Here is a 20,822-nt window from a genome sequence, read left to right as displayed (position 1 = left end):
TGTGAGGCCGCCGAGGGGAAGGTGGAACTGGGGCAGGTGGTGGAGAGCGGACGGGGTGGTTGCTGGGAAGGGCTGAGTGGCGGTGAGGGGTGAGCGGCAGGGCTGGGTGGAGGGATGGGCGCGGCGGCGGGTGGAGGATGGCATGGCGGTGCGGCGACCCGGATTCGAGGTGGTCGCGCGGCCGGGTGCGGGCGCGGGAGAGCCCGGGACGCTGTGGGGCGTCCCGGGCTCGATGGCGGATGGCGATCAGGCGGCAGCGGTCTGCTTCGTGACCGACTTGGTGGTTGTCTTCGGTGCGGGCTTCGTGTTCCCTGCCTTCGCCGTCGTGGCGCTGTTCGTCTTCGCGGTGGCCGTCTTCGGGGTGGGCTTCGGTCCGCGTGCGATCTGCTCGACGGGTGCCAGGTCGTAGCCCCACGCCTCCAGCGCGCTGAGGTAGTTGGCCTCGGTCCCGGCCCTGCGCCAGGTGTGCACGCCGGTGCGGTCCTCGATCGCGGCCAGGACGACGACGAGCGCGATGTGCTGGGCGCGGGCCGGGGACGCCTTGGCGATCAGCGCACGGATCTTGTCCCTGCCGCCGTAGGTCCCGCCGACGCCCAGCCACTCGGCTGCCAGGCTGTGCCCTGAGTTCGCAGCCTTCTCGATGATGCCCGCGTCGGCCACGAGCGCGGTGGCGACGAACGCGACAGCGTCCTTGGGCGCGGTCTTGCGCTGGGCGAACTCCGCCAAGAACTGGCGCCGCACCGTCTGGCTGGAACGCCAGGCGGAATTGTTGGCGATGACCTCGGCCCGCTCGGCCTTCGCCCTGGCGACAGCGTCGGCGTCCATCGGGTCGCCCGACGACGACGTGCGCAGCGTCTTGTGCTTGTTCTGCTTCCACGCGTCGCACACGAACGCTGCGACGTACGGCTCGCTCCCGTACGACGTGCGCACGCACGCGGCGTGGCCCGGGCAGCCCTTGTGGTTCTCGGCGGTCAGGACGGTCCCGTTCGCGTCGGTCAGGTCCCCCAGGACCTTCACGGACTTGTCGTCGTGCGCGGGGACCGGGATCACCCGGACACCGGCGTCGGTCAGCGAGGTGACGATGGCGGCCTTCTTCGCCGCCCGCTCCCGCTCGTCCCGCAGCCGCTGGGCCGTGTGGGCGAACTGGCCCGGGTCCTTGACCGCCGTCACGGTGAGCTCCTTGACGGCCTCCCGGTCTCCGAGGGCGTCGAACTCCGCGATGGTCGCAGCCTGGTCGAGCGTCAGGTCGTACTTGCCCTGCGCGGCCACGGCGACCCTCGACTTCCCGACCGCCAGGGCAGTGTTCACGGTCTCCTTCGTGTGGCCGGTCTTCTTCGCGATGCTCGCGGCCGGAACTCCCAGCAGCGCGAGCTGCTGGAATCCCGTCGCCCGGTCGGCCTCGATGAGCTTGGACCGCTGGTCGTTCTCCACGACCTGCTCGATGATGCGGCGGGCCTCGTCGTCGCCGCCGTTCACGATCCGCGCCGGGATCGTGGCGCGTCCGGCCTCGATGGCCGCCAGGGTGCGACGCTGGCCCGCGCGGACGAGCAGCTGCCCGGTGTCGCTGCGCTGGACCAGGATCGGGACGAGTACGCCGTGCTCACGGATCGACGCGATGAACGCGGGCGTCAGCCCGGCGTCCTTGCGCACGTTCACCTCCAGGGCGAGCGTCTTCGGGTCGAGGTTAGCGAATTCGGTCGCCTTCTCGGTGGTGGGGTGGGACATGATCGGCTCCTTACCGAATAGCCCTGGGGATTTTCCCCTGGTGCTGGTCCCATTCTATTTCACCAAAGCCAGAAAATTCAAGCGGCCACGGAGTATTTCCGGGCGATTATTGCTCAATGTTCTGCGGTGTCGATACGTTGAAATTCGGCCTTGGTGCCGATGCGAGTTCCGGGAACCTGGCGTGCGGCCCGGCCGACGACGGCCCGCCACCACCCCGGGCCGTAAACCGCATGGCCAGGCCAATCCCTGCGCTGCCGCTCGTGCTCTTCGTCGAGCACCACGCGCGGTGCCGACATTCCCTGCAATGCCGCCACAAGCTTCTCTACCGCTTCGTCGGCTGCATTTTCTGCAGCGGTTAGAGTGTCGCGAACGCGAAAGGAAACAGGGTCTTTCCCTATTTCCCACCGGCGTACGGTGTCCTCGCGGCACGAAAGCACCCGCGCGAGATCTGGGCGCGACATTCCTAGGTAGAGCCGGGCGAGTTGTAACTCGCTGCCGGTCATCCGTTGGCTTTCGGTCGGTCGTCCGTCCTGGGAGATGTCGCCGGTCATTGCGCGGGCGAAGAGTTGGACGCTCGCTGTGTCGAGGCCGTCGATCGACGGGCCGTGCGGAGCGCGATGCTGCCGAGGCTGGTGAGGGTGACGAGCAGCAGCCAGATGCTAACCAGGGCGAACTTCGCCGCGTTCCACGCGAACAGCGCCAGCAGTCCCCACGCCGCAACGTGGTGGACGCTGTACAGGAAGTCGGCCAAGAGGCCGTATGCCAGCGCCGCCAGCACGGCAAGAGGCAGTCCCACAGCGCGGTTCCCGCGCCGGCACATCCAGCGCGCGGCCTGGCTCGTGGGACTCATCTCCAAGATCCGGCCGCGCTGGCTCCCTGTCGCAGATCCAGGCAGCGGCCGTTGGCGAAGGTACGCCGGAATGCTCGACAGCGGCAACGCGCCCGACCCGGTGTTGTGCGTCGACTCGTAGGCCACCCACGTCGGTGCCGTCATCGTGCCGAACCTCCTTCCAACGAGTCCCATCATCGAACATACGTGCTTCTACGGTACGCGGCAGATCTGCGCGAGTCGAGCGCCGCGGTCGTCGCTGGTTCAGGCGATTAGCGGCCTTCATGCGTGGCTCGCGCACTCGGTCGATCCACCTCGCCATGGCCTCGAAGTCAAACTCCAGCCCGATCGGATTGGTCAGGTTCTCGGGCGGTATGAACACTGTGTCGGTGTGCGGGCCTCCGACGGTGCCCCGAGGGCCGGGCGGCACGAGGACCCCGTGACCGGGCCGGTTCAGCAGCTCGTTCATGGTGACCACCACGTTGTCGACGCCGCGTGAAAACTAACCCCTATGCCACGTCGAAAAGGGGTCAGTTTTAGCCCGGCGTTGACACACGTCGATCACGTTCCCCGTGGAGAACCGCGCAGGTGGAGCGATTCGTTCATCCGAAGCCTGCCGTCATTCGAACTCGGGACGACGAAGTAATCGCGTCACCCAGCATCCGAAGCCGACGTCGCATGCAGCCACCATCAGCAAAATGCGCACCCCGGCAAGCGAACCAACGGGCGGTGTCAAGGTGGTGGGGTGACACAGATCTGTGTCACACAGAATCGGCATCTCACGGCATCGTTGAACTCGCACACCCAAGTGGGACGAATACGGCAACCCGGCGCGCGGCTCAGTGTGCTCTGCCGTCACCGAGAGGCCCAGGCTTAGGCCGCCGTGCGTGCGTGGGCCGAGGAAAATGAGGAGGCAGCGATGCCGTCAGAGATCAGCAAGGACGTTGGGGTGCAGGTCACCGGACCCACAGGCACTGAGCGTGGCGCTGTCGGTGTCGCAAAGGAAATCCGGCCCGGCCAGACGGGTCCGGAGGCGGTCATCGAGGTCTCCGGCCCCCGGCATGGCTGGCCTGCCGCGTGCTCCGTCGTCTCCGCTGGTGATGCCGCCGTCCGGGCGATGGTCGACGGGCAAATCGCCGGTGTCGTGGAGGGTCTCCGTCGTCGGTCGCGGGCCGGTGTTTCGGTCGTGGACGTGCACGAGCAGTTCAGTGTCCCGATCTCGATCGCCGCGACTGGTGCGCTGGTGGGGTTGGATGGTGGTGCGCTGGTGGGGGTGGATGGCGACTTGTTGGACGCCGTGCAGTCCGCCGATGGCACGAGCGCCTGGTCCGGGGCGTGGGCTGCGGGTCTGGCGTGGGCAGTGGCCGAACTGGTTGACCGCAGTGTGCACCGTCCACGGGGCCATGATCTGACCGATGCACTGCTGCAGGCTGGCGAGGACCGCGGTCCTGGGGGACGTGCGCGCTTGATCGCCACGATCGGGTGCGTCGCGGTGGCAGCCTGCGCGACGGCTGTCGACGTGACGGACCAGACTGTCGCCGCCGTTCTCGACGGCTCGGTGCGACTCGATGCGCTCGGGGACGATCAAGTGCGCTGGACCGACGTACGAGAGCAGGCCGCGGGGCCGGTAGGCGCCTGCGTGCCCGCCCATGGCGCGTCGCATGCGTGTGGCACACATTCTCTGCTGGCCGCGACCTGCGCGGTCCTGGTCGCGCAGCGTGCCCCGCTCCTGCTGCTGGAAGCGTTCCCCGACATGGTTCCGGTCAGCGCCGCCGGGGCGGCGCTCTTGGCGCGACCGGCCGGGGACGGCGGCGGCCATCTGATCGTGCACCTGACCGGTCACCCCGCCCCCTGAAGCCCCGTCCGACCCTGCTTACTGTCCCTGGGGCAGGGTCGGACGGTTCCACGAAAGAGGCCCCCGTCGTGTTTCCTACCCAGACCCCCGAACCCCCATCCCCCTGCCTCGCTTGTGCTGGTGCCCGCCACCGGACGCCCGCCGTCGCGGTCGGGCGCGGCCGACTGACGGGAGGGGGCCGTGATGCTCACCGATGAGCGCCCGCTGATCGAACTGGCCACGGTCACCGATCTGCCGCTGCTGTCGGAGTCGACCACCGCCCCGGACCCGCAAACGGTGTACGGGGCGTGGTGGGCCCGGTGGGGGCCGATCGCGCCGGTGCTGATCGAGCATGGCGTCCCGGCCTGGCTGGTCATGGGATATCAGGAGTGCTGCGCGATCATGCGCAGCGAGTACTCGTTCTCGAGGGATCCGCGTAACTGGCGGTGGAACCAGGAGAACCTCCTGCCCGAAGGAGCTGGTATCCGGGCGTTCAGCCCACCAGAGCCGCGTGCCGGGTCCTACCACCACGACGGGGAGACGCGGCGCCGGCTACGGCAGGCGCTGGATGACGCGATCGCTGACCTGCCCGACGCGCAGATCAAGGCGGCCACCCGGCTGGTGTGCACCGAGGCGATCGCCCGGTTCGACGCGCCCGGACCGGTCGACCTGATCGCCGACTACGCCACCCCGGTCTCCTTCCTGGCGACCGCGGCGATGCTGGGGATCGAAGGCGATGCGGCCATGCAGTTGATGCGGGACTCGGAGATCATCGCCCGGCACCAGCCCGGCGGGCTGGAGGCTCGTGCCCGGATCGGGGCCACCCTGATGGGACACGTGCGCGCCTCGCGCGAACGGTTCGGCCGCGACCTGACCTCCAGCCTGGTCCGGCACCCGAACATGCGCTCCGACGCCGAAGTCGTCGACAGCGCGGCCGTGCCGTTGCACGCCGCCAGCATGTTCCTCGGGGCGTGGATCGGGCGTGCCCTGCACCTGGAGCTCGCCGATGCCGCGTTCCGGGCCCGGTGGTCCGGGGGGCGCCTGGGTCTGGACGACGCCCTGGACCAGGTGCTGTGGCGGGACACGCCCGTCGCGAACTCATGTGCACCTCGTTACGCGATGCACGACACCGTCCTGGACGGGAACAAGGCTGTCCGTCGTGGTGACGCGCTGGTGCTGGCGTTGTCCGCGGCGAACCACGACCCGGCCGTCCACTCTTCCGATCCGTGGGACGAGGTCGGAAACCGCTCCCATCTGGCGTGGGGTACCGGCCCGCACACCTGCCCCGCCCCGGCCCAGGCACGCCTGGTCACCCGCACCGCGATCGACGTCCTGCTGCAGCAGGTCGACCTGACATTGATGGTCCCTGCCGACCAGGTCGAATGGGCACCCACCCCGTGGGTACGCCAGCCACGGCGCCTGCCGGCCGAAGCGAGCCTGCCCGTCCTGCACGGCCATCAGGTCCCGATCCTCGGAGACAACCGGGACACCTGGACGACGCGCCCGGCACCCTCCTCACAGGCCCGGCCCGGACCCGCCGGGCACCCCGGGAACCTCGACGGCACGGGCGACCAGGTGCCGTGGCTCGAGGACACGCCACCGCCGACCCCCACGACCCCAGCGCGCGGATCGACGGCGCCAGAAGCGGAAACGCCGGGCGTTCCTTCCTGGTCGGACCTGCTGCACCGCAGCACCTGACCGCCCCAGGGGCCGTATCCGGTCACCACCCAACACCCCAGCGCCCCAGTCCCTACGACACATGGAGTAGATCCTCGTGACCTCGAATCCGTACGTGATCGATCCGGCCGGCACCGACATCCAGGGCGAGAGCGCACGGCTACGGCAGCGCGGCCCGATCACCCGGGTCCTGCTTCCTGGCGGTGTCGCCGCGTGGGCGGTGACCGACCTGCACCTAGCCAGGAAGCTCATGACCGACCCGCGCGTGTCCAAGTCGTCGTTGCACTGGGACCCCGACCAGATTCCCGAGAACTGGTCGCTCGCGCCGTGGGCGAACCTCGTGCACGGCCAGCCCGCCCAACCCGACAACCCGTTCCACGCCTACGGCACCGAGCACAAGCGGCTACGGGCCCCTGCCCGGGGCGCGTTCGCGCCTCGCCGGATCACCGCCATGCGGCCCGACATCGAAGCCATCACCACCCGCGTCCTGGACCAGATCGCCGACGTCGGCCGCGACGGACAACCGGTCGACCTGCGCGCCGAGTTCGCGTTCCCGATACCGATCGCGGTGATCCAGGGGCTGCTGGGGATGCGTGAGGACGGCCTGGCCGCGCAGATCCAGGTGTGTGCGGGACGGGTGTTCGACACCACCATCTCCCGCGAAGACGCCCAGGCCAACCAGCGCGAGCTCCACGGCCTGCTGCAGGAGTTCCTGGCCCGTAAAGCCCACGAATCGGCGCGGGACCTGACCTGCGACCTGCTGGCGTCCGACGTCCTGAGCCCGCAGGAGGTGCTGGGCGTCGTCCGGCTGATGATCACCGCCGGGTTCGAGACCACGGTGAACCTCATCGGGCAGGTCCTGTTCGCGCTGCTGGCCAACCCCGGCCTGATCGAGGCCGTGCGGTGCGGGCAGGTCGCGTGTGCGGACGTGATCCAGGAGACCCTGCGTCACCAGGCCCCAGTCGCCCACGCCCTGAGCAGGTTCGCCGTCGAAGAGATCCGGACCGGTGACGTGGTGATCGGCAAGGGCGACTTCATCGTGATCGGCCTGGCAGCGACCGGACGCGACCCGAACACCCACACCGACCCCGACCGGTTCGACCCCACCCGCCCCGACGCGGACCACATCGCGTTCGGATGGGGCGTGCACCGCTGCCTCGGAGAACCCCTGGCCCGCCTGGAAACCGAGATCGCGATCGCGATGCTCATCGACCGGTTCGACCTCCAACCCGCCGAAGACCTCAACAGCATTCCCCCCGACACGGGATTCATTCCCAACGGGCACGCACGCCTGCCCGTCCTGCTCCGCGCCCGGCACCACACCCCGCCCAGGACCAGCCGATGACGAGGCATCTGGGCCCATCCCGAACCCGGCCCCGCATCACGACGAACACCCTGGTGCCAGCCAACCCGACGCCCCCTCAGGGCTCCACCGCCCTGGCACGCGCCGACCGGCGCGAGCTCATGGCGATCACGCTGGCGGCCGTGTTGTGGCTGATCACGACCACCAGCATGTTCGCGCTGCTCGCCTCCCCGGTCACCCACATCCTGCACGGGGCCGCGGCACTTGCGAACCCGATCCTGGCGATCGTCTGCCTGGCACCGATCGCCGTGGCGGGACTCGGCCTGATACCGGCCCGCAACGGACAGCCGACCTGGCGGTGCGCGGCGGTAATGTGGCTCGAGGTCACCACGCTGGGCCTCCTGGCCGTGGTGACGGTCTTCGCCGCCGGGGAAGCCGTCCCAGCCGTCGTCGTGGCCGAAGGTGGGATCCTCCTGGCGGCCGTGACCTGGCAGGTACTCCTGGGTGACGTCCGCGACCGCCACGCCGTCCAGCTGGACGGGGAATGCTTCCACCGCTGGTGCCAGGCGACCACGGCCTGGTGGGAAGCCGCCTACGCACTGGACGGCACGACGTCCTCATGGGCGCGCCTGTCCGAGACCCGGCGCGCGAAGCACGCCGCCACGAGCCGCCTGGGTGCCCGGGAGATCCCGGTCGACGAACTCATCGAAGCGACGCGCGCCTGGGTGTGGCACCACAACCTCGCACCCGAACTCGGCATGGTCCTGGTCGCCGGCGCGGTCAACCTCAACTCCGACCCACCCCACCCACCGGCCGGAACCCGCCGGTCGCTCACCCGGCGGCGCGGACCGCGCTGGCCGGACGGTCCCCGCGCACGCGGCCAGGCCAGACGGTGGTGACCAGCGCCTATAGCAGGATCGGGGTCTACGTCAGCAGGGGTAGCGTCACCTGTGTGACAACTCAGGGAGAACCTGACGGCGACGCCATCGGATCGGCGGGATATACGCAACGCGCTTGCCGCTCACGCGGCTACCGGCCGCAAGGTGACCGACCGAACGCTGGAGGAAATCCGAGCGTTCGACCGACTTCGCGCCGCCGTTACACGTCGGCAGGAGTCTGGCCAGCGGATCCACTCGTTCTGGGACACTTAACCCCCCAATACGCGCGGTGCGTTGCGCGGATATTCCGGATTCGATCAACCAGCCGGGTGCAATTCGCAGTGAACTGGCCGAATGTTGTAATAGGCAGCCTGCCACTCCGACCGTAGCTAGCGTTCGGGCAGCGGATCGATTTGCCGCGCATCGCAGATGCGATCCGAACGGGACCTCCATCGTGCGGCCCTGCGACGCGGGCCTCGCAGAGGAACCGATCTGCAGTGGCTGGTTCGCGGCAGGCAACGGCCGGAGGTGACGTCGGTGGCGCGGTTCTGAAGTGCGCGGATGTCGCGATGCGGTTTCTGTGACCGGCCAACCGTATGCGATTTATCAGCCCATTCGATGGCAGGATGGATGTGTCCGGCGCTGTCGCTGATCGCTTGGGGCCCCTGCATGCTTGAAAACTGCGGCTATGCAGGTGAGTTGCCTTCAGAAACCGATTCAGTGCATTCTTGGGGACCTGTTGCTCGTTTCACATGGCTCGGGCAAGGTTCTTTCGCGGGCTGGTACTGCCGCGTCAGGGGTGAAGGAGGTCGCAATGCGCATTGGCCCACGTATTGCATTATTGGCTGGGTTGGCGCTGCTCTGTGCGGCCGGTTGTACCGGCGGCGTGGACCCGGCTCCCAGGTCGACGACGAACGGCGTCACGGAATCGTCGGCGTCGTCATCTTCGAGCTCCACGAGTCCCGCCGGCAGCGCGAGCATGCACGTCGAATCTCTCGCGCTCAAGTACTACCGGGTGGCCGACGCGGTCTCCCAAGCGCCCCAGGATCGCGGCGCTCTGGACACGGTGGCGAGCGGCACCGAGCTGGCGTCGTTTCAGGCTGAGTTGAAGGACTGGGCGCGTCATGGCTGGCGCCAGACCGGTGAGACCGAGGTCGTCGAGGTCGTCGTCCAGAGGCTGGATCTTGAGCTGGCGGACGACGAAGTTCCGACCGCTGAGGTTGATGTCTGTTACGACGTCGCGGCTACCGATGTCGTGGACACGGATGGAGCTACCCAGGTGGCCGCCGGCCGGGCTGATCGCGGCTGGGAACGACTGACGATCACCAATGCGATGTTCGACGAGAACCCGGTCGATGGCTGGCGGGTCGCCGACCGGGAGACGCTGGAGCAGGAACCGTGCACCGGGCAATGAAGCGCGCGCTCGGCGCGACCGTGGCGTTGGTGGGATCGCTTGTCGTGTCCTCGACAGCGTTCGCGCTCGTGCCGGCATCCGACACACCAGGGCCCACCGCGGGCGCCGATTGCGACGTCTTCAGCCGGGCGCTGGGCCGATGCAGCGTCCGCGTTACCGTTCCAGGATCCGATGAATTGAGGACCGAAACAGGATCCGAGGAGACAGGTTCTCGTGGTTCGTCCGGCGCCGATGACTCGTCGGACGCGAGCGCGGGAAAGGCTCCGGCCCACGACGAGGAGGGAACGCCCGTCTGCACCAAGGATGACAAACCGGTTCCGTGCGCCAGCGATCACGGTTTCTGGCGCCAGGATGTGCAGTGCTATATCTCGCCGGTGCCGTTGGACCCGCAGCCTGAGGAGGGCTCGGCAGTTTGGGAGGTCTTCGCGGAGAACTTCAGCCGCGGACCTGACACGGGTGCGGTCTATCCGTGTTTTGACGCCGAGGGCAATCGGACCTCGATCGTGTACTCGGACGAAACCCCGCAGGCAGAGCCTCTTCCGCCGAGTCCGGGCGAGGTGGCGCGGCAGGTCGCGGCCGGGATGAATCTGAAGGCGATCCGGATCGGTATCGCGCCGCCGGAGGGCGGTGTTTCCGTTGTCGGTACGCCGGTGTGGTTGTGGGTGGATGATCCGGATGCGACGACGTTCGGTCCGACGTCGGCCACGGCGACGGTGCGTGGCGTCACGGTCACGGCGACGGCGCGGGTGGAGTCGGTCCGCTGGGATCTGGGTGACGGCACCACGATCACGTGCGGCAAGGGCACCCCGTATGAGCCGAGGTTTGGTGCCGAGCCGTCGCCGGACTGCGGACACGTGTACACGCGGGAGTCGGGCTCCGAGCCGCAGCACTCGTACACCGTCACGGCCGCGACGAGGTTCGTCGTGGAGTGGTCGGGAGTAGGTCAGACCGGAACGATCACGATGGATCCGCTGGTCGCACAGACGCAGCTGGTCGTCGCTGAAGGGCAGGTGCTCGTGCGCTGATGCACGGGCACGACGCGGAAGGCAGAACCATGACAGCAGTTACCCAGAAGCAGACGGGTCCCGCACAGCGACCGGGACCCGCCGAACAGGCGCCGGCGCCGCCGCCGAAGCTGCGCCGCCGACCGTGGGTCGCCGCAGCGGCGGTGATCGCGCTGTTCGTCGGCGCGGTCGGTGGGCTCATGACCTGGCTGGCGCTCTCGCCGTCGCAGGAGGTCGTGATCGCCGCACGCGACCTGGACAAGTACCACGTCCTGGATGACGGTGACCTGCGCACCGTGTCGGTGGCGCTTGACCCGGCCGTGGCAGCGATCCCAGGCCGTGACGCGGCGTCCTTGATCGGCAGGCGCCTCACCGACGGCGTCTCGGCCGGGTCAGTCCTGGCCCCCGCGGGTGTGTCCGACAGCGGGTTTCCTGCGCCGGGACTGTCGGTCGTGCGGGTCACCCTGACCTCCCAGCTGGCGCAGGGTCTCACTCTGGCTCCGGGTGATCAGGTGCGGGTCGTCGTTTCGCCGCCTTCGGTCTCGGCCGATGAGGAGGCGACGTTCACCCCGGGCGAGATCTCCGCCGTGCATGAAGGGGACGCGGGCGCGGTCGTGGAAGTCCTCGTCGCCCACGACCAGGCAGTCGCCTTGTCCGACGCCGTCGTCGGCGGGCGTGCCTCCATCGTCCAAGACCTTGCCCCGTCCACCGGGGAGGACGAGTGAGATGGCAGTCTTCGCGCTCACCGGGGTGAACGGCGGCCCCGGCGTTTCCACCACCTGCCTGGGACTGGCGATGTCATGGCCGCGCCCGGTCCTGCTGCTGGAGGCCGACCCTCGCGGGCTGTCGTCCCTCCTGACCGGCTGGTTCCAGGGATCCCGGCCCTACCGCAGCGGTCTGGTCGAGCTCGCCTTGTCATCCCTGTCACCAGCCGACGCACTGCGTGACGTGGCCCAGACGATCGAGGGCACGCACGTCAGCTATGTCGCCGGACCGCGCTCACACGCCCAGGCACCCGTGCTGCGCGGCGTGTGGAGCCCGCTGGCAGACGCCCTGGCCGAGCTGGAAACCACAGGCACCGACGTGATCGTCGACGCCGGCACGCTCGGCGCCCCCGGGTCGCCCGAACCGATCCTCGCGCGGGCCGACGCCACGCTGGTGACGGTGCGGTCCTCGCTGCCTGCGCTGGCGGGAGCGCGGCCATGGGCCGACGCGGTCACGCGGGAACACCCGTGGCAGTGGCCCGGTCTCCTGGTGATCGGTGACGGACGCCCGTACACGGCTCGCGAAGCCGGTCAGGCGCTCGGACTGCCCGTCATCGCGCAGATCGCCTGGGACCCCGACGGCGCCAACGTGTACTACCAGGGTGCCCGCCCGCCCCGCCGGTTCGAGACAAGCACGTACGTGCGCTCGCTGCGCGCGGCGGTCTCGGCGCTCACCTCCATGGCCGCCCGCGCCCGTGTGGACGCCACGACGGCGGTGTCGGCGTCATGACGTCCCTTCGCGAGAACTCCTCCGCATCGCACGACGCGACGTCGACCGGTATCGCGCCGTCCGACGTGCCGTTCTTCGCCGAGCCCGTCCCGGGCCCGGCCGCGCCCTCTTCGCCTTCTCCGGCCCGCACGCCGTGGGTCGCCTCGAAGCCGGCGGCGGCAAGTAACGCTCCCGGCGGCAGGCGATCGTCGGCGGTCGCAGGCGGGCGGAACTCCTTCCAGAGTGCACTCGCCGCGGCCGACGTCCGCCATCAGGACGGGCTGGTCGACTGGACGCTCGTGGGGCGCCTGCAGCGTCAGGTCTCGGGGCAGCTGTCACAGATGGTTGCCAGCGATCCCGACCTCGATCTGATGGCGCGGCAGGAGATCGCGCGAGGGCTCGTCCTGGAGGCGATCGAAGACCTCACCGTCGAGCGGGCCAACACCTCGCAGCCGCCGCTGTCGGCCGAGGAGCGCGACGCGCTGGCGCATGCCGTCTCCGCGGCGTTGTTCGGGTTCGGACGGTTGCAGCCGCTGATGGACGACCCTCGGGTGGAGAACATCGAGGTCGAGCGCGGCGGACGGGTGTGGGTCCAGTTGCGCAACGGCCGGCGCGTGCTGGGTCCACGGATCGCGGACTCGGACCAGGAGCTCATCGAATCGCTGCAGTTCCTCGCCTCGCAGTCCGATGGCAGCCCGCGGACCTTCTCCCAGGCCCAGCCCGTGCTCCTGCTGCGCCTGGACGACGGGTCGCGCCTGACCGCGTCGTCGTGGCTGACGCCCTTCCCGCAGGTCGCGATCCGGCGGCACCGGCTGGTCGAGGTGACTCTGGACGATCTCGTCGTCGGCGGGCTGCTGCCACCGGTGGCGGCATCGTTCCTGCGTGCGGCGATCTACGACCGCCGCTCGATCATCGTCTCCGGCGCGCCGGGATCGGGGAAGACCACCCTGGTGCGGGCGCTGATCGCGTGCATCCCGGCCACCGAGCGGCTGATCACCCTGGAGACGGAGTTCGAGCTGCATGTCCACGAGTACCGGCCGCTGACGTGGGCGTTCGAGGAACGTACCGGGACCGGAGAGGTGGGGCCGGACGGGCAGCCCGCCGGCCTCTACAGTCTGGCGCAGCTGACCGACGCCGTCGTGCGGCACAACGCCGAGCGGGTCGTGGTCGGCGAGGTCCGCGGTCCGGAGATCATCCCGCTGGTCAAGAACGCCGAGAACGGCTCCGGGATCATCTCCACCACCCACTCGCGCGACGCGGTCACCGCGATCGACAAGCTCGTCACCTGCGGTATGGAGGCCGGCGGGCAGTGGGGTGACGCGCTCATGACCCGCAAGCTTGCCGGGACGATCGATCTGGTCGTCCACGTCGAGCGCGACCCTGCCGACCCGGCTGAGGACCTGAGCTGGGACCCGAACGCCTACTGGAACCTCACCGACACCGACCTCGACGACGACCCCGGGCGGCGGCGCCAGGTCACGGAGATCGTCGCGGTCTCACCCGGGGACGCGCCCGGGACGTTCGCGACCACGCACGTGTTCCGCACGGACGACGACGGCGAGCTCGTCCCCGGGGTGCTGCCCGATGCGTACCGCCGGCTCGCCGGTCTCGGGTTCGACCTGGAGGAGTACACCGCCTCGCAGCCGTCCGTCGCACGCGAGGAGGCCTGACATGTGGGGCTTCCTCTTCTCCGGTGCCGCGGCCGGGCTGGGACTGTTCCTGATCCTGTCCTGGTGGCTGCGCTGGGAACTGTTCACGTCACAGAACACGCCGTGGCTGCGTCGAGGAGTGGCCCGGATCCGCCGCGTCTCCCGGCGCACCTGGAGCCTGGCGGCGATCGGCGTCGTAGCGGGCCTGGTCGTGTGGGCGGTCTGGCGGTGGCCGATTGCTGTCGTCGCCGTTCCGGTCGCCGTCGTGGGACTTCCCGCGCTGCTGTCGAACCGGGGCGAGGCGGACCGGATCGCCCGGCTCGAGGCCCTTGAGGAATGGACACGGAACCTCGCTTCCGTGCTCACTCTCGGGTCCGGGTTGGAACAGGCGCTGGTGACTTCGCTCCGGTCGACACCGCCTGCCATCTCAGGCGCCGTCGGCCGTCTCGTGGCCCGGATCGGGTCGCGCTGGGACACCGTCAGCGCGGTCCGGGCGTTCGCCGACGACCTCGACGACCAGGTCGGTGACCGGGTCTCGATGTACCTGGTCCAGGCCGCCTCGAGCCGCGGCACCGGGCTGTCCACGGTGCTGCACGCGCTGGCGCAGACCGTCGCCGACGAAGTCCGTGCCCGGCGCCAGATCGAGGCCGACCGGGCCGGCCCGCGGGCGACGGCACGCTGGGTCACGATCATCTCCGCCGGAGTGCTCGGCACGCTCGCCGTCCTGGGCGGTGACTACCTGGCTCCCTACCGCTCGCCAGGCGGGCAGATCCTCCTGGTCCTGCTCGTGGGCGGCTATCTGGCGGGGCTCGTCTGGCTGAAGAGAATCGCCGCGGGCACCCCGCCGACCCGCAGCCTCGGCGAGCGGGTCCGCCGCGACGCCGCCCAGGCAGGCGCCGCACTCCTCATCGACGACGACGCCGTCGCCGCGACACGGAGGAGCGCACCATGATCGGGCTCGTCGGCTTTATGATCTGCGGCGCGATCCTCATGCTCGGACTGACCCTCGGGGCCGTCTACCTCTTCGCCCCGACTCGTGTCGACGCGGCAGCGACCCTCAACACCCTGGTGCCGCCGCGCACGGTCCACCGAGCTCCCGAGGCGCCCAGGCCGCCGTCGGATGCGACCGAACGCCTGGGCACCTGGGCGCAACGGGTCCTGCCCGATGTGACATGGACCCGGGTGCCGTACCGCGAACTGGCCCTCCTGCGAATCCCCGTCACGAGGTTCTACGGACGCAAGATCACCGCCGCCGTCGGCGGACTGGTCATCGTCCTGCTCGCATCACTGATCTTCACCACCCTCGGCGTCAGCGTGCCCGTCCCGATCACGATGCTGGCGGGCGCAGGGCTGGCCGGCATGCTGTTCTTCGGACCGCACTACGACGTCGCCCGCGCAGCGAAGACAGCACGGGCGGAATTCCGGCGCGAGCTGGCTTCCTACGTGGACGCCGTTGCCGTCGAACGCGCCTCGGGCTCCGGTGTCCGGCAGGCGATGGAACGCGCCGCCGCCCTGGGCGACCACTGGGTGTGGCGGCGGCTGGCCGAAGAACTCGCCAGGTCCCGCTGGTCCGGTGTGCCGCCGTGGGACGCGCTGGAGGATCTCTCCGACGAACTCACCCTCCCGCAGCTGCGCGAGATCACCGACGTGCTGCGCCTGGCCGGTGAAGAAGGAGCCGCCGCCTGGGACACGCTGCGCGCCCGCACCGTCGCCATGCGCCAGGCGATGCTCACCGAGGACCAGGCTGTGGCCAACGCCGACGTGCAACGCATGGCCATCCCCGCCGCGCTGCTCGGCTGCATGTTCCTCGCCCTGCTCATCGCGCCCCTGCTGCTGCGGATCTTCACGCGCACCTAAGACCAGAACACGCCCACCACACGCCCCCTCTTGAGCGAGGACTCAGACAAGGAGAACCCCGAAAGTCACCCCCCAGACCCGCCGTCACGACGTCGGGAACCCCGGAAGGAACCCCTATGCACCACCTGTGGGCCACCCTCGCGGTGGCGATCAGCGCCCTGCCCGCCCGCCTGCGCCGGCACTACCACGACCGCACCCGCCACCAGGATCCCGATGCGGGAATCGAGACCGTCGAGATCGTCGTCATCACCGTCTTCGTCCTGGGCCTGGCCGCGGTCGTCGTCCTGGCCATCACGACATTCGTCAACGGCGAACTCGACAGAATCGTCTCCCCGAACGGCTGACCCATGCTCATCCCGCGGCACGACGCGCCTCCTGGCCGACGTCGCCCAACACGTCTCGCTGGCCGAAGACCAGGCCGCACCACCGGCGACGAGGAGGGTTCGGCGACGGTCGAGCTCGTCATCCTCATGCCCGTCGTGTTCGGGCTGATCTTCCTCGGCGTGCAGGCCGGTCTGGTCTTCCACGCCCGGCAGGTCGCCCTCGCCGCAGCCAACCAAGGCGTCGTCGCGGCATCGGTCGAGGAAGGGACCGCCGAGGCCGGGCACGCGGCAGCCGACGACTTCCTCGGGCAGGTCGGCGGCGCCGTCCTGCGCTCGTGGAACGTCACCGCGACCCGTGACGCCGACCGCAGCGCGGTCACCGTCCAGGCCCGCCCCTACGCAATCCTCGCGGACCTGGTGCCCGAGGTGTCCGCGACCGCGCAGATGCCGACCGAAACCGTGCGAGGCGCGCCATGACACCCCGCCGGCCCGCGGTTGACGACGAGGGATCCGCCTCGGTCGAGGTCGTCGTCCTGGCGCCGGCCTTCGCGCTGCTCCTGGGACTCGTGCTGCTCGCCGGACGGGTCATCCTGGCGACCCAGGCGGTCGAAACCGCCGCCTGGGATGCTGCCCGCACCGCCTCTCTCACAGAAAGTGAGGGCGTGGCCAGTCGGGCGGAGGAGGTCGCGATGGCCAGCCTGCGCAATCAGGACCTCGACTGCGCAGGCTCCGACGTCGCCGTGGACACCTCCCACCTCGCCGGTGAGCCGGGCACGCCGTCGTCGATCACGGTCACCGTCTCCTGCACCGTCCCGCTGTGGGATCTGCCGTTCGACCGGTGGACGCACCGTGTCGAGGCACGTGCCACGGCGCCGACCGACCAGTGGAAATCCGAGCCATGAACCACCCCGGAACCCGACCACCCCAACGGCGCGTCCTCGCACGCTTCCCGAAAACCGCGCCATCGACCACGCGAACCGTCGACCAGCATAGACACGACGAGAAGGGCTCGGTCACACCATGGTTCGTCGTCACCGCCATCGGATTGATCGCGATCGTCGGGCTGGTGCTCGACGGCGGCGACGTCCTGCACACGCAACAGCGCGCCTACGGCATCGCCGCGCAGGCGGCCCGGACCGGCGGACAACAACTCGACGTCGCCGCTGTCGTCTCCGGCGGCGAGTTCGCCGTCGAGCCGAACACCGCCATCGCCGCCGCCCACGAATACCTCGACGCCGCCGGCGTCAAGGGAACCGTGACGATCGCCGCCGACCAGATCCACGTCACCGTCCGCGAGGACTGCACCCCGCAGATCCTGGGGGCCTTCGGGCTCGGACCCTTTCCCATCGAGGTCACCGCATCGGCGCGGCTCGTGCGGGTGATCGGCGGCACGGAGGGTTGAAGCACGCCACCGACCCCACACCAGCCTGCCGAAGAAGGAGAGCAACACGATGACGACTCGGCATCATCCGACCCGGGCTCGCTGCAACCCCGCAGAACACCGCACGGTCCCCGGACAGGTCACGGCCGGGGACCGCCTGCGGGGACTTGCCGCGCTCCTGCTGCTGGCGGTCCTTCTGCTCGCGCTGCCCGCAGGGCTCGTCATCGTGCTACCGGGCGTCCTGCCCGACTGGATGCGGGACCCGGCGGGGCTGCGGTTCGTTATCCTGGGGGGCGACTGGGGACGTCTCCTCCTGCTGCTGTTCTGGCTGGCCGGCTGGGCGGTGTGGCTGTCGGTCATGGTCATGGCCGTCCGCGAAGCGATCGACCTCATCCGCCGAGCACGAGTCCCGCACTTCGCCCCGCCCCCATCCGGCCTGTTCTCACGGCTCGTCGCGACCGTGTCCCTGCTGTTCGCCGCGGTCCCCGCCCATGCCGCCACAGCACCATCCGCCGCCGGAGCCACCGTCGTCGCCATGCTCGAACCCGGCCCCGGACCCGGCGAGGACGGCGGGCAGGAGAGCTCCGATGAAACACCGGCGACCGCTCCCACTGACGCCACCGCGACGTCAGACATAGCGGCCGCCGTGCCCGTTGCCGACGCGACCGCGTACGCGAGCTGGGAAACCTACACCGTGCGGCGCAACGACACGCTCTGGAAACTCGCCGAGATCCGCCTCGGCAACGGCAAGCGGTACACCGAGATCTTCGAAGCGAACCGCGAGGCACTTGGCGAGCCCGGCTACCTTCGCGTGGGAACGACGCTGCGGGTGCCGCCCCTGCCCAGCACGAGCCACCCTCCGGAGAGATCGGTGACGCCGCTGGCCGACGACGCCCCGTCCTCGTACACGGTCGAGCCGGACGACACCCTCCGGAAGATCGCCGCCGACCACTACGGCGATGCCGGACGCTACACCGACATCGCCACAGCCTCAGCCGACACCCTCCAGCCCGGCGGCGAACGCCTCACCGACTCCGACCACATCGAACCCGGCTGGACCCTCACCCTGCCGCCCGCGGCCCGGGACGGTTCCGGGCAGGTCTCCGAGCCAGGCCCGAGACCCGCTACGAGCGAGGAAGCCCCGAAAGACCCGGACACAGAAGAACCGTCGACCAGCCAGAACGCGCCGGATGCAGATCAAGACCTTCCACCTGATGCGGTTCCTGATCCGGCCGAAGAACCGCATTCGGATGCCCGCCCCGGCAGGCTCCCCGACGGCGGCGCACCAGCGCCAGAAACGGCGCCGCAGCGGACGCCGTCGGCCACGAACCGCACGGCCGAACCGATCGACGCGACGGCCACGCGCTCCCCATGGCTCCTGGCCGGAATCGCATCCGGCGGCGGGCTGCTCGCCGCCGGGCTGGCCGCGATCGTCGCGCGTGGGCGCCGGCGACAGGCGGCCTTCCGCAACCCCGGCCGCATGATCCCGCCCGTCCCGGACGAGCTCGTACCCGTCGCCGCAACCGCTCGGGTGATCGGCGCCCCGCGGATCCCCGACCTGCACCGTCTGGACCTGCTGCTGCGCGAATCCTTCGGACCGTACCTGCGCCAGTTCACCTCACGCCGCCCCGAACTCATCGCCGTCGAACTCGACGACGACACCGCCGTCCTGCACCTGGCAGAACCCGCCGACCTCGAATCGCCCTGGGCAGGCGAAGGCACCCGATGGAGCGCCCCGCTGTCGGCCGCGCCGGAGGCGAGCACGGAACTGGTGCCCTTCCCGATGCTCGTCACCGTCGGCACCGACACGCACGGGCACCCCTGGCTCCTCGACCTCGAACACCTCCGCACCGCCACGATCACCGGCGAACCCAGCGACGTAGCGAGGTTCGTGCGACACGTCGTCGTCGAACTCGCGATGAACCCCTGGACCATCAACCTCACCACCGACGTCATCGGCCCGCTCGCCCCGGGAGCCAGCCGCCTGTCGGAATACCGCGTCGAGGAACACGACGACGCCGCGGGCCTGGCCCGGTTCGCCGACGACATCCGCGACACCTACGACATCGACCTCAACAGTGAAGACATCGAGTGGTACCACGCGGTCATCGTGCACGCCGACCAGGCCGACGACGGCGCGGAGCTCGCCGAGGTGATCACCGCAGACCCCGGACGCAACGGCCTGGCCGTTCTCGTCGCCGGCGACCACTACCGTGCCCCCACCACGTCGCAGCTGGAGATCCGCGACGGCCAGCTCACCATCCCCAGCCTCGACGTCGCGGTCGACGCCGTCCACCTCGAGCAGGAAGAACTCGACGCCGCCGTCCAACTGTGCCGGCTCATGGACCACGCCACCGACACCGCCATACCCATCAACCCCGACGCCCGAGGCTGGCGAGCCTTCGTCGACGAAGCCGGCACCCCACGACCCCACCTGACCACACCCCGACCAACCGACCCCGACATACCAGCGGGCACCAACTCCGTACTACCCGATTCGGACAGCGAGTACCTGGACAAGACCGCCAACACCCGCGACGACCTCGCCCGCCTCGCCCCTGTCGTTCCTGTGACCGCCACCGTGGAGAGCAGCGGATCTCCCGACGGCGACCACACGCCGGGCGACGCGCACGAGGATGTCGACCCGACGCTCGACCAGGACCTCGCCGACTGGGCCGACACCACCTGCACCCGCCCGCGCGTCCGGGTCCTCGGCCCGATTAACATGCGCGCAGCGGGACCGACGACGAAAGTGGCGGACAAGATGCCCAGCGTCTACGCGATCCTGGGATTCGTCGCTCTCCACCCCGACGGCGTCATCGCGTCCCAGATCGCCGCGATGGCCGGCATCGAGACCACCAACGTCCGCAGCCGACTCGCCGACGTCCGCGACTGGCTCGGCAACCGCCCTGACGGCACACCCTGGCTCCCACTCGGCCGCAGCGGCCGGCCGTCCGCGAAGAACCCGCCCCACAGATTCCGCGTCGACGGATGCCTCATCGACGCCGACCTGTTCCTCCGCCTCAAGGCACGCGCCTACCGCCGCGGCGACGACGGACTCGCTGACTTCGTCAGCGCGCTCCGCCTCGTCCGCGGAAGACCCTTCACCCTGCCCAGGCCCGATGTCCGCTGGGTATGGGCGACCGAGGGCGAGCACCGCGACGCGATCCTCACGGCCGCGATCTCCGACGTCGCCCAGATCGTCATAGCCGGTGCCGTCCTGGCCGATGACGTGGACCTCGCTCACGAGGCATACCGGATCGGCTCCAGCGTCGACCCTGACGGCGAAGTCCTGAAGCTCAGCCGTGCAATGCTCGAGCTCGCCGACGGCCACCCCGAACGAGCGCGAGACCTTGCCACCGAGATCCTTGCCGAGCGCGGCGATGAGTCGCCGCCGGACGAGAAGGACCGGACATCGCAAATCGCCAGGCGAATGTACGAATGATCAACTCCCGACCAGCATCATCCGACTCGG

The 20,822-nt window shown here is 69.7% G+C and carries 19 protein-coding genes; 16 read left to right on the top strand and 3 right to left on the bottom strand.

The annotated features are described in order from the left end of the window. Positions 1 to 246: 246 nt before the first annotated feature. The 3 genes from ABD208_RS18675 to ABD208_RS18665 all read right to left on the bottom strand — a co-directional run bounded on the left by ABD208_RS18675 (position 247) and on the right by ABD208_RS18665 (position 2,719). A complete protein-coding gene (locus ABD208_RS18675; protein WP_344105931.1) occupies positions 247 to 1,725 on the bottom strand; it encodes a ParB/RepB/Spo0J family partition protein in 1,479 nt (492 codons plus the stop codon). A gap of 113 nt (positions 1,726 to 1,838) precedes the next feature. Beyond that, positions 1,839 to 2,276: a helix-turn-helix domain-containing protein gene (locus ABD208_RS18670; RefSeq protein ID WP_344105929.1), complete on the bottom strand. Its 438-nt coding sequence runs from the start codon at positions 2,274 to 2,276 to the stop codon at positions 1,839 to 1,841. Then, on the bottom strand, positions 2,273 to 2,719 hold the full coding sequence (locus ABD208_RS18665) for a hypothetical protein (RefSeq protein WP_344105927.1): 447 nt from the start codon (positions 2,717 to 2,719) through the stop codon (positions 2,273 to 2,275). The genes ABD208_RS18670 and ABD208_RS18665 overlap by 4 nt, the downstream gene beginning before the upstream one ends. 754 nt (positions 2,720 to 3,473) lie before the next feature. Between ABD208_RS18665 and ABD208_RS18660 the strand changes: the two genes are divergently transcribed. The 16 genes from ABD208_RS18660 to ABD208_RS18585 all read left to right on the top strand — a co-directional run bounded on the left by ABD208_RS18660 (position 3,474) and on the right by ABD208_RS18585 (position 20,792). Then, on the top strand, positions 3,474 to 4,409 hold the full coding sequence (locus tag ABD208_RS18660) for a hypothetical protein (RefSeq protein WP_344105925.1): 936 nt from the start codon (positions 3,474 to 3,476) through the stop codon (positions 4,407 to 4,409). A gap of 183 nt (positions 4,410 to 4,592) precedes the next feature. Next, on the top strand, positions 4,593 to 6,086 hold the full coding sequence (locus ABD208_RS18655) for a cytochrome P450 family protein (protein WP_344105923.1): 1,494 nt from the start codon (positions 4,593 to 4,595) through the stop codon (positions 6,084 to 6,086). A 76-nt stretch (positions 6,087 to 6,162) separates the two neighbouring features. Then, positions 6,163 to 7,410 carry a cytochrome P450 gene (locus ABD208_RS18650; protein ID WP_344105921.1) on the top strand — a complete coding sequence of 416 codons (1,248 nt, stop codon included), beginning with the start codon at positions 6,163 to 6,165 and terminating at the stop codon, positions 7,408 to 7,410. Positions 7,411 to 7,463: 53 nt separating this feature from the next. Beyond that, complete coding sequence (locus ABD208_RS18645; RefSeq protein WP_344105919.1) at positions 7,464 to 8,267, top strand: hypothetical protein; 804 nt, start codon at positions 7,464 to 7,466, stop codon at positions 8,265 to 8,267. Between the two features lie 793 nt (positions 8,268 to 9,060). Beyond that, positions 9,061 to 9,660: a hypothetical protein gene (locus tag ABD208_RS18640; protein ID WP_344105917.1), complete on the top strand. Its 600-nt coding sequence runs from the start codon at positions 9,061 to 9,063 to the stop codon at positions 9,658 to 9,660. Continuing rightward, on the top strand, positions 9,657 to 10,685 hold the full coding sequence (locus tag ABD208_RS18635; RefSeq protein WP_344105914.1) for a hypothetical protein: 1,029 nt from the start codon (positions 9,657 to 9,659) through the stop codon (positions 10,683 to 10,685). Before ABD208_RS18640 ends, ABD208_RS18635 begins: the two co-directional genes overlap by 4 nt. Beyond that, positions 10,685 to 11,389, top strand: a complete 705-nt coding sequence (locus ABD208_RS18630; RefSeq protein WP_344105912.1) for an SAF domain-containing protein — start codon at positions 10,685 to 10,687, stop codon at positions 11,387 to 11,389. Before ABD208_RS18635 ends, ABD208_RS18630 begins: the two co-directional genes overlap by 1 nt. A gap of 1 nt (position 11,390) precedes the next feature. Then, positions 11,391 to 12,158 (top strand): P-loop NTPase family protein, encoded by a 768-nt coding sequence (locus ABD208_RS18625; RefSeq protein WP_344105910.1) that lies wholly within the window; start codon positions 11,391 to 11,393, stop codon positions 12,156 to 12,158. Continuing rightward, positions 12,155 to 13,807, top strand: a complete 1,653-nt coding sequence (locus ABD208_RS18620; protein WP_344105907.1) for a TadA family conjugal transfer-associated ATPase — start codon at positions 12,155 to 12,157, stop codon at positions 13,805 to 13,807. The genes ABD208_RS18625 and ABD208_RS18620 overlap by 4 nt, the downstream gene beginning before the upstream one ends. Position 13,808: 1 nt before the next feature. Beyond that, positions 13,809 to 14,738 (top strand): type II secretion system F family protein, encoded by a 930-nt coding sequence (locus tag ABD208_RS18615; protein ID WP_344105905.1) that lies wholly within the window; start codon positions 13,809 to 13,811, stop codon positions 14,736 to 14,738. Continuing rightward, positions 14,735 to 15,643: a hypothetical protein gene (locus tag ABD208_RS18610; RefSeq protein ID WP_344105903.1), complete on the top strand. Its 909-nt coding sequence runs from the start codon at positions 14,735 to 14,737 to the stop codon at positions 15,641 to 15,643. The genes ABD208_RS18615 and ABD208_RS18610 overlap by 4 nt, the downstream gene beginning before the upstream one ends. A gap of 116 nt (positions 15,644 to 15,759) precedes the next feature. After that, entirely contained in the window at positions 15,760 to 15,987 is a 228-nt protein-coding gene (locus tag ABD208_RS18605; protein ID WP_344105901.1) for a hypothetical protein, read from the top strand. 3 nt (positions 15,988 to 15,990) lie between these two features. Continuing rightward, positions 15,991 to 16,443 carry a TadE/TadG family type IV pilus assembly protein gene (locus ABD208_RS18600; RefSeq protein WP_344105899.1) on the top strand — a complete coding sequence of 151 codons (453 nt, stop codon included), beginning with the start codon at positions 15,991 to 15,993 and terminating at the stop codon, positions 16,441 to 16,443. Beyond that, entirely contained in the window at positions 16,440 to 16,868 is a 429-nt protein-coding gene (locus ABD208_RS18595) for a TadE/TadG family type IV pilus assembly protein (RefSeq protein WP_344105897.1), read from the top strand. The genes ABD208_RS18600 and ABD208_RS18595 overlap by 4 nt, the downstream gene beginning before the upstream one ends. Continuing rightward, complete coding sequence (locus ABD208_RS18590) at positions 16,865 to 17,368, top strand: pilus assembly protein TadG-related protein (RefSeq protein WP_344106032.1); 504 nt, start codon at positions 16,865 to 16,867, stop codon at positions 17,366 to 17,368. Before ABD208_RS18595 ends, ABD208_RS18590 begins: the two co-directional genes overlap by 4 nt. A gap of 49 nt (positions 17,369 to 17,417) precedes the next feature. Next, on the top strand, positions 17,418 to 20,792 hold the full coding sequence (locus tag ABD208_RS18585) for a LysM peptidoglycan-binding domain-containing protein (protein ID WP_344105895.1): 3,375 nt from the start codon (positions 17,418 to 17,420) through the stop codon (positions 20,790 to 20,792). The last annotated feature ends 30 nt before the right edge of the window (positions 20,793 to 20,822 follow it).

It is taken from the genome of Myceligenerans crystallogenes (assembly GCF_039529775.1).
Classification (GTDB): Bacteria; Actinomycetota; Actinomycetes; order Actinomycetales; family Cellulomonadaceae; genus Myceligenerans; species Myceligenerans crystallogenes.
The sequence above is the reverse complement of the archived record's forward strand: the minus strand, read 5'-3'. Positions and strand labels throughout refer to the sequence as shown.